The sequence below is a fragment of the Amycolatopsis sp. NPDC043889 genome (assembly GCF_056435645.1).
On sequence record NZ_JBWKEC010000055.1, the window covers coordinates 16,640 to 31,903 of the forward strand.

General features: G+C 70.5%; 10 protein-coding genes. 5 read left to right on the forward strand and 5 right to left on the reverse strand.

Annotated features, from left to right (window positions below):
- Window positions 1–107: 107 nt before the first annotated feature.
- The 3 genes from AC0685_RS42405 to AC0685_RS42415 all read right to left on the reverse strand — a co-directional run bounded on the left by AC0685_RS42405 (window position 108) and on the right by AC0685_RS42415 (window position 6,049).
- Window positions 108–1,607, reverse strand: coding sequence for a DEAD/DEAH box helicase (locus AC0685_RS42405; protein ID WP_478230684.1), 1,500 nt, complete (start codon window positions 1,605–1,607; stop codon window positions 108–110).
- Window positions 1,608–1,950: 343 nt separating this feature from the next.
- Complete coding sequence (locus AC0685_RS42410; RefSeq protein ID WP_478230685.1) at window positions 1,951–2,892, reverse strand: serine protein kinase RIO; 942 nt, start codon at window positions 2,890–2,892, stop codon at window positions 1,951–1,953.
- 331 nt (window positions 2,893–3,223) lie between these two features.
- On the reverse strand, window positions 3,224–6,049 hold the full coding sequence (locus AC0685_RS42415) for an ATP-binding protein (protein WP_478230693.1): 2,826 nt from the start codon (window positions 6,047–6,049) through the stop codon (window positions 3,224–3,226).
- Between the two features lie 311 nt (window positions 6,050–6,360).
- Between AC0685_RS42415 and AC0685_RS42420 the strand changes: the two genes are divergently transcribed.
- The 3 genes from AC0685_RS42420 (at window position 6,361) to AC0685_RS42430 (ending at window position 10,668) form a co-directional block, all read left to right on the forward strand.
- Window positions 6,361–7,524, forward strand: coding sequence for a S8 family peptidase (locus AC0685_RS42420; protein WP_478230686.1), 1,164 nt, complete (start codon window positions 6,361–6,363; stop codon window positions 7,522–7,524).
- Window positions 7,524–9,071 carry a S8 family serine peptidase gene (locus tag AC0685_RS42425; protein WP_478230687.1) on the forward strand — a complete coding sequence of 516 codons (1,548 nt, stop codon included), beginning with the start codon at window positions 7,524–7,526 and terminating at the stop codon, window positions 9,069–9,071. The genes AC0685_RS42420 and AC0685_RS42425 overlap by 1 nt, the downstream gene beginning before the upstream one ends.
- A gap of 73 nt (window positions 9,072–9,144) precedes the next feature.
- The gene (locus AC0685_RS42430; protein ID WP_478230688.1) at window positions 9,145–10,668 is read left to right on the forward strand and encodes a phytoene desaturase family protein; all 1,524 of its coding nucleotides are present in this window, start codon (window positions 9,145–9,147) and stop codon (window positions 10,666–10,668) included.
- A gap of 53 nt (window positions 10,669–10,721) precedes the next feature.
- On the opposite strand, the gene AC0685_RS42435 is transcribed toward AC0685_RS42430, so the two are convergent.
- On the reverse strand, window positions 10,722–12,173 hold the full coding sequence (locus AC0685_RS42435; protein ID WP_478230689.1) for a trypsin-like serine protease: 1,452 nt from the start codon (window positions 12,171–12,173) through the stop codon (window positions 10,722–10,724).
- Window positions 12,174–12,260: 87 nt separating this feature from the next.
- The gene (gene yaaA / locus AC0685_RS42440) at window positions 12,261–13,016 is read right to left on the reverse strand and encodes a peroxide stress protein YaaA (RefSeq protein ID WP_478230690.1); all 756 of its coding nucleotides are present in this window, start codon (window positions 13,014–13,016) and stop codon (window positions 12,261–12,263) included.
- 59 nt (window positions 13,017–13,075) lie between these two features.
- Here yaaA and AC0685_RS42445 point away from each other — a divergent pair, with 59 nt between their 5' ends.
- Together AC0685_RS42445 and AC0685_RS42450 are read left to right on the forward strand one after the other, a co-directional pair.
- On the forward strand, window positions 13,076–14,044 hold the full coding sequence (locus AC0685_RS42445) for a GNAT family N-acetyltransferase (protein ID WP_478230691.1): 969 nt from the start codon (window positions 13,076–13,078) through the stop codon (window positions 14,042–14,044).
- Window positions 14,045–14,117: 73 nt separating this feature from the next.
- On the forward strand, window positions 14,118–15,092 hold the full coding sequence (locus tag AC0685_RS42450; RefSeq protein ID WP_478230692.1) for an aminoglycoside phosphotransferase: 975 nt from the start codon (window positions 14,118–14,120) through the stop codon (window positions 15,090–15,092).
- The last annotated feature ends 172 nt before the right edge of the window (window positions 15,093–15,264 follow it).

Genomic DNA, 15,264 nt, shown 5'->3' on the forward strand with positions numbered 1-15,264 from the left:
CGTGGTGGTCCCCACAGCGAACGCAAGGAAAGGTCCTTTCCTTGCGAAATTTGCAAGGAAAGGACCTTTCATGGCACTAGCCGCCGGAAGGACCGGCTTCAGTTACTTCAGCTGTCGTAGCTGCGACGCGGGCGTCCGCCCGGACGCTGCGGACGGCCGTTGCCGCCACCGGACTCGCCACGACGCGGGCGGCCGCGGAAGCCACCGGGACGGCCGCCTTCGCGGTGACCGTGACCCTCACGCGAACCCTGGTAGCCGCGGTCGCCGCCACCGTAGCCGCGGCCACCGCCACGACGCGGGGACTCACGACGACGCTCGACGACCGGCTCGCCGCTGGGCTGCTGCGCACCGGTGATACGAGCGAGCTCGGCGTCGCCCGGGCGGACCGTGGTCTGCTCGGCGCGGACACCGGCGCGGTCGGTCATCCGGCGCACCATGCGGCGCTGGTCGTGGGTGATCAGCGTGACCACGACACCGGACGCCCCGGCGCGCGCGGTGCGGCCGGCGCGATGCAGGTAGTCCTTGTGGTCGGCGGCCGGGTCGACGTGCAGCACCAGCGAGATGTCGTCGACGTGGATACCGCGCGCGGCGACGTCCGTGGCGACGAGGACGGGCGCGTAGCCCTCCTTGAAGTCCGCGAGGACGCGGTTGCGCTGGCCCTGGGTCTTGCCGCCGTGCAGCGCGGCCGCGTGGACGCCCTTCTCGCGCAGGCGCTCGGTGAGGCGGTCCACGTGGTGCTTGGTGCGGACGAACATGATCGTGCGGCCCTCACGGGCGCCGATCTCGGTGATGATGTCCTGCTTGTCCTGGTGTGACACCTGGAACACGTGGTGGTCCATGGTGGTGACGCTCGCGGTCGACGGGGCGACCGAATGCGTGACCGGGTCGGTCAGGTACGCGCGGACCAGCCTGTCGACGTCACCGTCGAGGGTGGCCGAGAACAGCAGGCGCTGGCCGCGGGCCGGGGTCAGGTCGAGGATCTCGCGGACCTGCGGCATGAAACCCATGTCGGCCATCTGGTCGGCCTCGTCGAGCGCGACGAAGTTGATGTCCGACAGCGACGCGGTGCCCTGGCGGACGTGGTCCGACAGCCGGCCGGGGGTGGCGATCAGCAGGTCGACGCCGCGGGAAAGCGCGTCGGCCTGGCGGGTGAAGGCCATGCCGCCGACGGCGGTGCGGCACCACAGGCCGAGCGACTTGGCCAGCGGGGTCAGCGAGTCGGCGACCTGCATGGCCAGCTCGCGGGTCGGGACCAGGATCAGCGCGCGCGGGTGCTTCGGACGGGCACGGCCGCCGTTGAGCCGGGTCAGCATCGCGAGGCCGAAGGCCAGGGTCTTGCCGGAACCGGTCTGGGCGCGGCCGAGCACGTCGCGGCCGGCGAGCGCGTCGGGGATGGTCGCCGACTGGATCGGGAACGGGGAGGTGATACCTGCGTCGGCCAGTGCCCGCAGCAGCGGCTCGGGAAGCCCGAGCTCCGCCCAGGTGGTGGCCTTGACACTCTCGACGGCGTCGTTGTGCAGCATCGCGTCACCCGCGGGGCGGGTGCGCGGCTTGCGGTGCTGCCGGGCCGACGGTGAGGTGTGGCCGGAGTTGAACGTGACTGTCACAAATGCCTCTCGGACGTGGCACGTCACAAGGAGGCCCGGGCTGCCCGCACGCAGGCAAGGCAAGATGGTGTGCACAGATGGGCGTTCACAGGGACGAACCCGGCACACCGCGTCTGCGTGACACCGCGCGCCAATTGGTTGATACGGATACCGCGAGCCATTCGGTTGGCTTTGGAGGCGACGGACACCACTCATCCACGCCGCCGGTTGCGGTCTGTCACTACTGTACCGGACCGTTATCCGGCCGCCCAACCGGAGGGACCGATTGTGGGCAGGGTCTCCACCGCGGGGTCCTTCCCGGCGTGATCGTGCCGGGAAGGACCCCGCGAGCCACTGTGGACGGTCACCGGAGACCGGCGATCTCCTTCAGCTCCTCGATCAGCTCCGGGACCGCCGTGAGCCGCTCCGGCAGCCCCCGCGAGTGGAACCACGTCGCGATGTTCCGCACGTCCCGCGCGAGGAACTCCAGCCCGCCGGGGTTGGCCACTATGTCGACCACCTGCGGCAGATCGATCACCATGATCCGCTCACGGTGGACGAGCAGGTTGTACGCCGAGAGGTCGCCGTGCGCGAGCCCCTGCGACGCCAGCAGTTCCAGCATCGCCGCGGTCTGGAACCACAGTTCCCGCAACTGCTCGGGCTCCGGCCGGACCTGTGCCAGGCGCGGCGCGGCCGTCTCGCCGTCGCCGAGGAATTCCAGCAGCAGCTCGGTGCCGTCACGCTGCACCGGGTACGGCACCGGCGCGCCGACCGTCCAAAGCCTGCTCAGCGCGCCGAATTCGGCCACCGCCCACTGTTCGGCGATGAGGTTCCGGCCGAAGCTGCTGCGCGACTCCATGGCCCGCATCTCCCGCGACCGCCGCATCCGCCTGCCTTCGAGGTAGCCGGCGTCGCGGTGGAACAACCGGTGCTCGCCACTGCGGTACCGCTTGGCGGCGAGCACGACACCCTCGGTGCCGGGCAGATTGCGCCGGACGAGATGGACGTCCGCCTCCTTGCCGGTCTTGAGGACGCCGAGTTCGGTGTCCACCGCCGCGAGTTCGGTGATCACCCAGTCCGGGCGCGGCAGCGGCCCGTGCTCCGCGTCTCCCCACGTGCTCCAGCGGTCGGCGCCGTCGGGGATGGCGGTCTCGGTGTAGGCGTCCTCACGCAGCCGGGCGAGCCGGACGCGTTCGGCTTCGGTGAGCCGTCCGCCGCGAGTGGGTTCGGGCTCGTCGTCGAAACGGGCACGACGGGTGCGGCGAGGACGTTGTTCGTAGGACTCTTCGAGATCGTGCTTGCGCACTGGTGGGTTTCTCCTAGTCAGGGATGCCCCACCGGGCGAGCGTCGTGCTCAGCCTCGAGGGGCGAGTGGATGGGGGCGGTCAAGGCCCCGGACAGTCATCAGCACGAGGCACCTCCCTGTCGCATCCACCGGCTCCCTGCCGGTTCGCGCACGATCATCGCGGACGCCGTCAGGCGCGCGCAACCGAATTGATTTCCGGCGCGTTGAAGTGACAAGCATGGCGGTGACGGGTGCCCAGGTGGTCGTGAGTGGCGATTCGGGTTCTAACCCGAATCGCCACTCACGACCAACCCGACCCACGCCACACCGCCACGCCGTTCCCTTTCCTGTCCTATGCCGACCGCAGTCCCGCCAGCTCGCTCCGCGACCGCACCTTCAGCTTCCGCAGGACACTCGCGACGTGCTGTTCCACCGTGCGCCGGGACAGGAACAGCACCTCGGCGATCTCCCGGTTCGTATGCCCGGCGGCCAGCAGGCGGGCGACGTCGCGCTCGCGGGGGGACAGCTCGTCGCCGTACCCACGGCGGCCGCGCCGCGACGGGGCGACCGCGCCGGTGGACCGGAAGGCGTGGCGGCAGCGCGCGGCGTCGCGAGTGGCGCCGAGGTGGTCGAAGGTCTCCGCGAGCGCCGCGAAGGTTTCGGCGACGTCCTCGTTGCGGGCCAGACGGCAGCGCGCGGCGCGTTCGGCGATCAGGGCCGCGTGATACGGCGCGGGAAGGGCCTCGAACCGGGTCCGAGCCTGCTCGAAGGCCTCGATCGCCTCCGCGTACTCGCCCCGGGACGCCGCGATCAGGCCGCGGTCCGCGGCCAGCGCCGCCCGGGTCGACGGCGCGTCGAGATCGCCGATCTCCCGTTCGAACTCGTCGGTCAGCGCTTGCGCTTCGGCGTCCCGCCCGGTGGCGCAGTACGCGTCGACGGCGGCCGTCAGCAGATCGGCGCCCCAGGCCCAGACACCCTTGGCGCGCAGGAGTTCCAGTCCCTTGTCGGCCTGCGCGACGGCGGCCTCGCCGAGATCCTGCGCGAGCAGCATGCCCGCCATCCCGGCGTGCGCGGCGATCGCGACCGGCGTGAACGCGTTCTCCGGCTGGTCCGCCGCGGTGCCGGCGAACCGGGCGGCGGCCTCGTCCCATTCGCCGCGCGCGGCGGCGAGCAGGCCGAGGACCAGGCACAGTTCGCTGGTCACCGGCAGGAGGTCGCGGTACTCGTCGATCAGCGCGCGGGCCCGTTCGGCGAGGCCGTCCCAGTTCCCGGTGAGCCAGTCGGTGTGGACAGCCGTCGCGCGGGCGGTGCTGACGACGTACGGCGCCCCGCAGTCGGCGGCCAGCTGCATCCCGCTGTGCAACAGGCTTCTGGCCCGCCGATGATGGCCCGTCCAGGCGCACGCGTCGGCAGTGTTGCAGTGCAGCCGCGCCAGATGCCGCTGTTCGTCGGCGGAACCGACGCTGGTGGGCGCCCGGTCCAGCATGTCCCAGCCGCGGGCGTCCCCGATGTGCAGCCGCGACGCCGCGTTGTTGGCCAGCAGGATGATCTTCAGCCGCCGGTCGGTCGCCCGCTCGATGAGCCCGTCCACCCGGTCCATCCAGCGCCGGTGCTCCCGCAGCGGGGTCGCGCCGACCCACGGCTGCGCGAGGACGCCCATCCCGCGTCCGGCCAGGTCGGGCCGGTCGGCGAGGTCGTTGACGGCGATCTCGATCTCGGTCCTCGCGGCCTCCAGCCCGCCTGCCTGGCGCACCAGCAGGAGCCCGAGACCCAGCCGGACCTCGCCGCTCAGGCGTCCGGACAGCCTGCCGTCGGTGAGCAGCCGCTCCAGTGCCGGGACGACCTCGGTCTGCGCGAGGCCGTTGCACGCCACGGAGCTGAACTTGACCGCCAGTCTGTCCACATCGGACGGTTGCAGTCCCGGTTCGTCGAGCAGGGTACGGAGCAGATCCGTCGCGGTCGCGAGATCACCGACCGCGGACGCCTGGTCCGCGGCCGCTTCGCCGTACTTCAGGGCACCGGCCCGGTCACCCGCCTTGCGGCAATGCTCGGCCAGCCGTACCAGGGATTGCGGGAGGCGGTCGCGCAGCAGCCGCGCGGCCCGCCGGTGCAGTTCCTGGCGATCGGGGCCGGGGATGGTGCGGTACGCGGCCCGCTGGGCGAACGCGTGCCGGAAGCCGTACGTGCCTTCACCGGTCTCCACCAGGACGTTGCGTTCCAGCGCGAGGACGAGCGCGCGGCGGGCGCGCTCGGGGGTGAGCGCGGCCGCGGCGGCCAGCAGGTCCGAAGTGGACGGTGTGGCGAGGACCGCGGCGGCTTCGGCGATCCGCCGGGCGGCCGGTGGCAGCGCGACGAGGTGTTCGACCGTCGCTTCCCGCAGCAGCGCCGGGACTTCGACCGTGTCGAGCAGATGCCGTGCGGTCGCGCCGTCGGCGTGCACCGCGCCCTCGACGCCGCCGATCGCGTGCACGATCTCCTCGACCACGAACGGGATCCCCGCGGTCCGCTCGTGCAGCCGTGCGGCGAACTCGGCGGACACGTTCGCTCCGCCGAGCAGCGCCGAAACCAGCGCCTGGACGCCGTCGCGGTCCAACGGCCGGAGTGCGACGAGCGCGTGCGCGGTGCCGGGCACCGGCCGATAGGCGCTGCCGAGCGGGATACCGCCGGGCGTCTCTTCGCGCCGGTACGTGAGCAGGAGGGTCAGGCCCGCGGGCGGGTCGGTCATCAGGAACCGCAGCAGGCGGCGGGATCCGTCGTCCGCCCACTGGAGATCCTCGACGAGGAGGACGTGCGGGCCCAGCGAGCCGAGCAGTTCCCGGACGGCGCGGAAGAGCCGGTGCCGTTCGGCCCTCGGATCTCCGAGCCGGGGCGGCGGCTCCGGCAGGAAGGCCGCGAGTTCCGGCAGATAGGGCGCGAGGACGCCGGTCACGGGGTTGAGGTCGCGCGCCGGGTGGATGTCCTTCAGCGCGTCGAAGACCACGCCGTACGGGAAGGGCTCGCGCAGCGGCTGGCAGGTTCCGGTGAGGACCGGTCGTCCGGCCAGTTCGGGGCAGGCCAGCAGTTCGGCGGCGAGCCGGGTCTTGCCCACCCCCGCTTCGCCTTCGAGCATGATCACCGACGGCGAGCGCATCGCGCCGTCGAGGAGTTCGCGTAGTTCCGCCTCACGGCCGACGAGCACGGGCGAGCTCGTCGCGCGTCGGCAGCCACCGATCACCATTGCCGGGTCACCCCCGCTTCACGAACCACACCGTTCGAGTGAACGCAGCTTAAGCGCCTGCTTAGTGATCACGGAACCCACTCGGACCGTCACAGAACTTTCGTAGGGCAGGGGAGTTCGCCTATTAGATACGTAGTCCTACGGAGTGTTGCCTCGCTTGTTCGCGCAGGTCCCGCCACCCGAAAGTGATTCATGCGTGACTGCACGTCACGGCACCGGCTCTGGATCCCCGCCGGTGCGAACCACCTGTTCGAGTGAACGGAGCTCAGGAAATGCGTGGAGAACTTCGACGTCACCGGATCGCGGGTGCGGTGCTCGCCGGGGCCTGTGCGGCGGCCACCGTGGCCTTCGCCGGACCGGCCGCGGCCGCCGAGGGGCAGATCCGCGGCGCCGGTGTGCCGGGAGCCGTCACGGACGGGTACATCGTCTCGCTCAAGAGCGGCGACGCCGGCCTCGCGGCCAAGTACGGCGGCCAGGTGAAGGCGACCTACACCGCCGCGCTCAACGGTTTCTCGGTGAAGATGACCGAGGCGCAGGCGAAACGGCTCGCCGCCGACCCGAACGTCGACTTCGTCCAGCAGGACGCCGTCGCGCAGATGACCGGCACCCAGACCAACCCGACCTGGGGCCTGGACCGGATCGACCAGAAGAATCTGCCGCTGGACAAGAAGTACACCTACCCGAACAACGGATCCGGGGCGACCGTCTACGTCCTCGACACCGGTGTCGACTACCGCCAGACCGAATTCGGCGGCCGCGCGACCAGCGGGTACGACTTCATCGACAACGACAGCGACGCCCGCGACTGCCAGGGCCACGGCACGCACGTCGCCGGTACCGTCGGCAGTGCCACCTACGGCGTCGCCAAGGGCGCCAAGATCGTCTCGGTCCGCGTGCTGAACTGCCAGGGCAGCGGTCAGTACTCGCAGATCATCAGCGGGATCGACTGGGTCGTGAAGAACGCCAAGGGTCCGTCGGTGCTCACCATGAGCCTCGGTGGCCCGGCCGACTCCGGTGTCGACGCCGCCGTGCGCCGCGCCGTGTCCGCGGGTATCACCAACACGGTGGCCTCCGGCAATTCCAACACGGACGCCTGCTCCACCAGCCCGGCCCGCGTCCGTGAGGCCATCACCGTCAACGCCACCCAGAGCGACGACCGCCGGTCCTCGTTCTCGAACTACGGCAGCTGCACCGACATCTTCGCGCCGGGCACCGGCATCACGTCGCTGCGCAACGGTGGCGGCACCCAGCAGATGAGCGGTACCTCGATGGCGACGCCGCATGTCGCCGGCGCGGCCGCGATCTACCTGACCTCGAACCCGTCGGCCACCCCCGCCGCCGTCGCCTCCGGTCTCGCCAACGCCGCCACCAGCGGTGTCGTGACGAGCCCGGGCACCGGTTCGACCAACAAGCTGCTGAACGTGGCGGGTCTCTGATGCGGCGCGGCGTGCGGGCCGGTGTGGTGGCCGTCGCGGCCACCGCGCTGGCCGCGCTCGCCGCGGGCAACGCCCTCGCCGCGGAGGCGGAAGGCGTTGTCGTGCAGGCGAAGCAGCACTACGGCGATCAGTACATCGTGGAGCTCCACGATGTCGGCACCATGGCGGTCGAGCAGTCCTCGGCCGCGCTGACCGGCCGCTACGGCGGCGAGGTCCGGTCGGCGTACAAGAACGTGCTCCGCGGGTTCTCGGTCAAGGGTATGTCCGAGCAGCAGGCCCGACGGCTCGCGGCCGACCCGGCGGTCAAGGCGGTCTACCAGGACGGCACCGCGCGTGCCGTCGGCACGCAGGCCAATCCGACCTGGGGCCTCGACCGCGTCGACCAGAAGAACCTGCCACTGGACAAGAGCTTCACCTACCCGAACACGGGCGAGGGCGTCACGGCGTACGACCTCGACACCGGGATCAACCCCGAGAACCCGGAGTACGAGGGGCGCGCGTCCATCGGCAAGGACTTCGTGGGCGGCAACGGGAAGGACTGCAACGGGCACGGCAGTCACACCGCGGGCACCATCGGCAGCAAGACCTACGGCGTGGCGAAGAAGGTCAAGCTCGTCGGGCTGAAGGTGCTGGGCAACGACTGTTCGGGCAACGGTCCCGACTCCGCCATCGTGGACGCGGCGGAATGGCTGACCGCGAACGGCGCCAAACCGGCGGTGGCGAACCTGAGCCTGCGGATGGACCAGGTCGGGCTCGGCGACGACGTCATCAAGAAGTCCATCGCGGCGGGCTTCGTCTACGTGGTGGCGGCGGGCAACGAGAACCAGAACGCCTGCAACGTCAGCCCGGCCCGGATCCCCGAGGCGATCACGGTCGGCGCCTCGGACCAGAGCGACGCGAAGTCCTCGTTCTCCAACCACAGTTCGTGCGTGGACATCTTCGCCCCTGGCAGCAACATCACGTCGCTGTCCACGTCCAACGGTGGTTCGGCGAACATGAGCGGGACGTCGATGGCCACGCCGCACGTGGCCGGGGCGGCGGCGCTGTACCTCGCCGCGAATTCCGGTGCCACCGCGCAGCAGACGCGGGACGCGCTGGTGAACAACGCTTCCGACGGCGTGCTCAAGGGGCTGCCGTCCGGCACGGTCAACAAACTGCTGAACGTGTCGTTCATCGGCGGCGGTGGCCCCACGCCGACGTGCGGGGCCAAATCCAACACGACACCGGTGTCCATTCCGGACGCGGGTGACGCGGTGACCAGTTCGGTGACGCAGGAAGGCTGCGACGGCAAGGCGTCGGCGACGCTGCCCGTCAAGGTCGACATCGCGCACACCTACACCGGTGACCTGGCGATAGACCTGATCGGGCCGAGCGGTGCGGTGTTCGGCCTCAAGCAGGCGGGAGGGATCGGCGAGGCGGGCGGCGTGCACACGTCCTACACGGTGAACGCCTCGTCCGAACCGGCGAACGGGACCTGGAAGCTGCGGGTCCGTGACGTCTACCGGTTCGACAGCGGGACGATCGAAGGCTTCTCCATCACCTTCTGAGTCCTTGCGAACGGCGGTGTGCCGCGGTCACGATGACCGCGGCGCACTGTCGTTTTTCGCTGGGAGGCTTTGCATGGAGTCCTACGACGCCGTGATCGTCGGTGGCGGGCACAACGGCCTGGTGGCGGCGGCCTACCTGGCCGGGGCCGGCCGCTCGGTGCTGGTGCTGGAACGGCGCGACGAGGTCGGTGGGGCGGCGGTGTCGTTCCGGGCCTTTCCCGGCGTCGACGTCCGGCTGTCGCGGTACTCGTACCTGGTGAGCCTCTTGCCACGCAAGATCATCGCGGATCTCGGGCTGGGCCTCGATCTCCGGCGGCGACGGATGTCGTCGTACACGCCCGTCGGCGACGGTGGTCTCCTTGTCGACACGGGCGACGACGGCCGTACGGCGGCGTCGTTCTCCGCGCTCACCGGGTCCACAAAGGACTTCGAGGCGTGGCGGCGGTTCTCCGCGATGACGGCCCAGGTCGCGGAACGGACGTTCCCCACCCTGACCGAACCGCTGGTGTCCAGGGAGGAACTGCGTTCGGGCATCGAGCCGGAGGCGTGGGACGCGCTGTTCGAACGGCCGATCTCGGAAACGCTCACCGGGATGTTCGGCGACGACACCGTCCGCGGCGTCGTCCTGACCGACGCGCTGATCGGCACTTTCGCCGGAGCCGGTGATTTCCGGCAGAACCTGTGCCTGCTCTACCACGTGATCGGCAACGAGACCGGCGACTGGGACGTGCCGGTGGGCGGGATGGGCGCGGTGACCGGGGCGCTCGCGTCGGCCGCGCGGGCGGCCGGGGCGCGGCTGGTGACCGGTGCCGAGGTGCTGTCCGTCGATCCCGGCGGGTCGGTGCGTTACCGGCTCGGCGACGACGAATTCACCGTGCGCGGCGGGCACGTGCTGTCGAATGTCGCGCCGCGAGTGCTCGCGCGATTGCTGGGGGAAGAGCCGCCGGAGGCGCCGGAAGGCGCGCAGCTCAAGGTGAACATGGTGCTGTCACGGCTGCCGAGGCTGCGCGATGCGAGTGTCGATCCGCGGGAGGCGTTCGGCGGGACGTTCCACGTCAACGAGGGCTACGAACAGTTGGCGGCGGCCTACGCGGAGGCCGCCGCGGGCCGGATCCCGTCGCTGCCGCCGTGCGAGATCTACTGCCATTCGCTGACCGATCCGTCGATCCTCGGCCCGGCCGAACAGGCGGCCGGGGTGCAGACGCTGACGTTGTTCGGTCTGCACATGCCCGCGCGGCTGTTCGAGGGGCGAAACGACACCGCGCGAGAGGAGGCGTTGCGTGCGACCTTGTCCTCTTTGGACAGTGTGCTGGCCGAGCCGATCGAGGATTGTGTGCTGCGTTCGCCGGACGGCGGGTCGTGCATCGAGGCGAAGACGCCGCTGGACCTCGAAGCCGAGCTGGGGCTGCCCGCGGGACACATCTTCCATCGCGATCTGTCGTGGCCTTACGCGGCGGATGCCGCTCAGGTGGGCCGCTGGGGCGTCGAGACCGCGCACGAGCGGGTGCTGCTCTGCGGTGCGGGCGCCGTGCGAGGTGGCGGCGTCTCGGGCATTCCCGGGCACAATGCCGCGATGGCGGTGCTGGCGAGCGCGTGAAGGCTCCCTTCCCTCGGCTCAGCCGAGGGAAGGGAGCCTTCACGCGCATTCGCTTACTGGACCGTGAGGGTGTAGGTCGCCGTGGCGGTCTTGCCCGCCGAGTCCGTCGCGGTGACGGTCACCGGGTACGTGCCGCGCTGGAACGGCGCGACCACCTGCATGGTCGAACTGCCGCCACTCGAGATCGTCTTCGGGCTGAAGAACGGCGCGAACGGCAGACCCTGCCCGGACGCCGACAGCGTGATCGCGCCCGTGCCCCCGGTGGCGGAAACCGAGACGTTGCTGAAGAAGCCGGGCTGCGATGTCCCGCTGGTGGGACTCAGGCCCACCTTGAGTTCGCCGGGTTGGGGCGCGCCGTCGCCGACGGTCAGCGTCAGGTTCGTGGTCGCGGTGTCGATGGTGCCCTTGCCCGAGATCGTGACCGCGTAGTCCTTTTCGGCCGTACCGGCGGGAACCTCGATGCTCACCTTCGCCGACTCACCCGACGTGATGGACGTGGGCTGGAACGTGGCCGTCGCGCCATCGGGAAGTCCCGAAGCACTGAGATCGACCTTCTCCGCGCCGTTCTTGCCGGGCTTGCTGGTCACCGTGGCCGAAACGTACTTGCCCGGCTCGACCTTGAGGGCCGACGGCGTCACCCCGAGCGAGAACGTCTCCGGGTTCTGCGGCTCGCCGATCTGCTGCTTGACCCAGTCGCCCATCTCGTTGTTGAGCCTGCCGTACACGCTGTACCACTTGAAATCGCTGCGGCTCCAGGACGCGACACCGACGACCTTGCCGTCCACGATCAGCGGCCCGCCGCTGTCGCCGGGCAGGATCGTGACGCGGCCGTCGCTGTAGCCGCTGCAGATCATCGTGGCGTCTTTGAAGCCCGCGCCGACGCCGTTGCAGTTGCTGCCCTGGACGATCGGCAGCGTGAACTTGTGCAGTTCGACGTTGCGGGTGTCGTCGTTGTGGTCCTTCTTGCCGTAGCCGAGCCCGAGCCCTGACTTGCCCGGCTTGTGCAGCTCCGTGTCGGCCGACGTCGCGACCTTCGCGTACTGGCCACCCGGCACCGGGATGTCCGCGTCGGTGGTGACGACCGCGACGTCGTAGCCCTGGTCGAAGTTGACGTACTTCGGGTGCTTCTCGTAGCTGACGACGCCGATCCGCGTCCCGCCACCGGCGTTGAGGTCGTCCAGCCCGTAAAGGAAGGACTTCTCGCCCGCCGCGTCCTTGCAGTGCGCGGCGATCAGGATCTTGCGCGGCGCGACGACCGATCCGGTGCACGTCTGGCCCTGCGGCCGCGTCCCTCCTTCGCGCAGGCCCGCGATGATGAACGGGTAGTCCCGGACCGAGGCGGGGGTGCCGCCGATGGAGTTCGTGTGCAGTCCACCGGGGACGACCGCTTGATCCGTCGGGGTGACGGCGGGCAGGTTCGCGGCGGCCGCCGGAGCGGGCAGGAGGACCGAGAGGCAGCCGAGGGTGGCGGTGGCGATCCCCAGTAGCCGTTGTCTTCTGTTCACGGTGGTTCCTTTCCAGGTGGCTGGAAATCACTTTCCGCATGTGCACCTGGCGGAACAACCGAGGAAGGAGCCCGTAGGGGTACGGAACTAATGCGCCCCGTCGCCGGTGAGCAGTTCGATACTGTGGTCTCCGGTGCGCTCGACGTCGAGGCCCGCCTTCGTCAGGACCCGCATCAGCTGCTCCACAGTGGACGGTTCGCTGCGCGACTTCACCAGCTCCGCGGCCAGTCGCCCCTTGTACGCCTTGTTGAAGTGGCTCACCGTGGTCCGGTTGCCCTTCGCGTCCTCGGTCACGACGCGCACGGTCACCGCGTCCGGGCGGAGCTTCGCCAGCGCCGAGTAGGTCCCGGAGCGCAGGTCGACGACGAGCCCTTCGACACCTTGGAGCGCCGGTTCGAGGACCGGCTTCCACACGCTGCGGACCGTGCCGAGCGACGGCAGCGCGTTGCCACCCGAAAGCCGGTACGCGGGAATCGGGTCGGTCGCCGCGACCACCCCGAACAGCGCCGAAGCGACGGCGAGGCGCTTCTCGGCCTTCGCCAGCGTCGCCCTGGTGAACGACTTCACGTCGAGCGCGTCGTAGAGGACCCCGGTGTAGCGGCGCAACGCGGGCATCGTGGGCGAAGTCCACAGCTCGGCGTTGCGGGCGACCTCGTCGGCCTGCCGCGGCGTGATGCCGAGCGCGGCGACACTGGCCGGGACGTCGACGGCCAGTTCGGCCAGCGCGTCGGCCAGCTTCGCCCGGGTCGGGTTCAACTCCGGGAACGACAGCGCGTCGAGGTCCAGCGGCGCGCCGGTGCCGCCGGCGGCCTTGGTCTCGGAAGGGGGCAGGAGCACGAGCACCACGGAAGCGTAACTAAATGGAGTGCGTCACCCCGAGGCGCGGGCTTAGCCTCGTCCGCATGAGCCTGACCTGGCGCCCGCTGACCATGGACGACATGCCGCGACTGGCCGAGACCTTCGCCGAGGCGGAGCGTGCCGAGCCGATCGAGGAGCACTACAGCGCGGAGGATCTCGCCGAAGAGATCGGTACGCCGACCGTCGACCTGCCGACGGCGTCCACCAGTGCCTGGGATGGCGACACCCTGGTCGCCTACGGTCTGCTCCGGAAACGTGACGCGGCGGATCCGGTGCACATGATGCGGGTCGAGACCCTCGTCCACCCCGCGTACCGCGACGCCGCGATCGCCGCGCGCCTCACCGGCTGGTTCGAGGAGGCGGGCAAGAAGCTCCACGCGACGTCCCACCCGGACGTGCCGCTGGAACTGCACGCCGCGGCCAACACCAAACAGCGCTGGCTCTCCGAGGTACTCGTGGACGCCGGGTACGAGCACGCCCGGTGGTTCGTCGACATGCGGGCGGACCTCGGCTCGATCCCGCCGGTCAAACCGCTGCCCGAAGAGTTCCCGCTCGTCGCGTACGAGCAGAAGTACGAGGCCCTCACGCTGCGGTCCCGTAACGAGACCTTCGCGGACCACTGGGGGAGCACGGAGCAGTCCCCGGAAGCGTGGCGGCATCTGATCGTCGGCGCGAAGGACTTCCAGCCGGACCTGTCGTTCCTGCTGCTGAGCCCGGAGAGGGACCGGGTGGTCGCGATGGTGCTGAGCGCCCACTTCGCCTCCGATACGGCCGCCACCGGCGTGAAGGATCTGTACGTCAGCCACGTCGCGACCGACGCGAGCCTTCGCGGGCGCGGGATCGCGGGCGCGCTGCTCGGGCACACGCTCACCCAGGCCAAGGCCAAGGGCTTCCAGCGGGCTTCGCTCAACGTCGACCAGGACAACACTCATCGTGCCCTCGGTGTCTACGAGCGTGTCGGGTTCAGCGAGTTCCAACGCTGGGCCGGGTACGTGAAGCCCGTTCCGACCTGACCGGTTGTCACCCGAAAGGGCGGATTTCGGTACAGTCGATCCTCTCGGAGAGATCGCTGGGGGTGGTAGGGCGTTGCCGGTTTCCGCACGCCTCGGCTGGCATGACCTGCCGTCGGCGACGCGTGACGCCGTGGAGCGTGAGCTCGACAGTGTCCTCAGGCCCTCGGCGGGAAAGAGAACCTCGGGACGTGTGGTCCGTCGCTCGTTGTGGCAGACCCCGGAGTTCGACGGCGGTGTCGCCGCGCGGCTCGAACTCGACCGCGGTCATCACTGGGTCTTCCTGAAGGCGATCCCGGCGGACAGCCCGCGCGCGGGCGGTTACCGGACGGAGGCCGCGATCGCGCGACGGCTTCCCCCGGAGGCGCCCACGCCGAAGCTTCTGTCCTTTGTGGATGGTGAGTGGCTGGTGCTGGCGTTCGCCGACTTCGACGGCACCAGGCCGAACCTGCGCCCCGGATCGCCGGACCTCTCCGCGGTGCTGGCCACCTTCGGCGCGCTCGGGCGCACGCTCACGCCGTGCCCGCTGCCCGACGTCCCGGACGCCCTCGACGATCTCGGCCCGCTCCTGCGCGGCTGGCACGAACTGGCGAAGGAAACGCCGGACGACCTCGACGGCTGGGCCGTCCGCAACCTCGACCGGCTCGTCCAGCTGGAGACGTCCTGGCATCCCTGGTCGGCCGGGGACACGTTGCTGCACAACGACATCCAGCCCGAATACCTGGTGCGGACCGGGCCGGGCAGGGTGCTGGTCACCAACTGGCGCTACCCGGCGCGGGGCGCGGGCTGGCTCGATCTGGTCGCGCTCGTCCCGTACCTGCTCGACGCCGGGCACGAGCCCGCCGACGTCGACCGTCTGCTCCGGCGGCGCCCCGTGCTTGCCGGTGTCCCGGTCTGGGCGGTCACCGCGTTCGGTGTCGCCCTGGCCGGGCACGCCGAACGAGCTTCCCGGCTACCGGAACCGCCCGCGACGACGGGCGTCCGCGCGGCGCAGCGCCGTCTCGCGGCGGCCATGCGGGGCTGGCTCGCTTACCGGACGCACTGGCAGTAGCGCCTCGGTTCGTGAGCGGTTGGTGCCGGGTGGTCGTGGGGGGGGGGTTTGGGTTTCCCCCCCACCCCCCCCCCCCCCCCCCCGGAGCCGAACGCGGGGTGAGTTGGGCGGCGCTTGTTTCCAAGGGGGGGCTCTTTGAGTGGAAGGGGCACGTCTACGGTGGAGCGGGGGT

Coding starts and splice junctions, on each gene's coding strand:
- AC0685_RS42420 (WP_478230686.1), top strand. CDS start 6,361: ATGCGTGGAGAACTTCGACGTCACCGGATCGCGGGTGCGGTGCTCGCC.
- AC0685_RS42425 (WP_478230687.1), top strand. CDS start 7,524: ATGCGGCGCGGCGTGCGGGCCGGTGTGGTGGCCGTCGCGGCCACCGCG.
- AC0685_RS42430 (WP_478230688.1), top strand. CDS start 9,145: ATGGAGTCCTACGACGCCGTGATCGTCGGTGGCGGGCACAACGGCCTG.
- AC0685_RS42445 (WP_478230691.1), top strand. CDS start 13,076: ATGAGCCTGACCTGGCGCCCGCTGACCATGGACGACATGCCGCGACTG.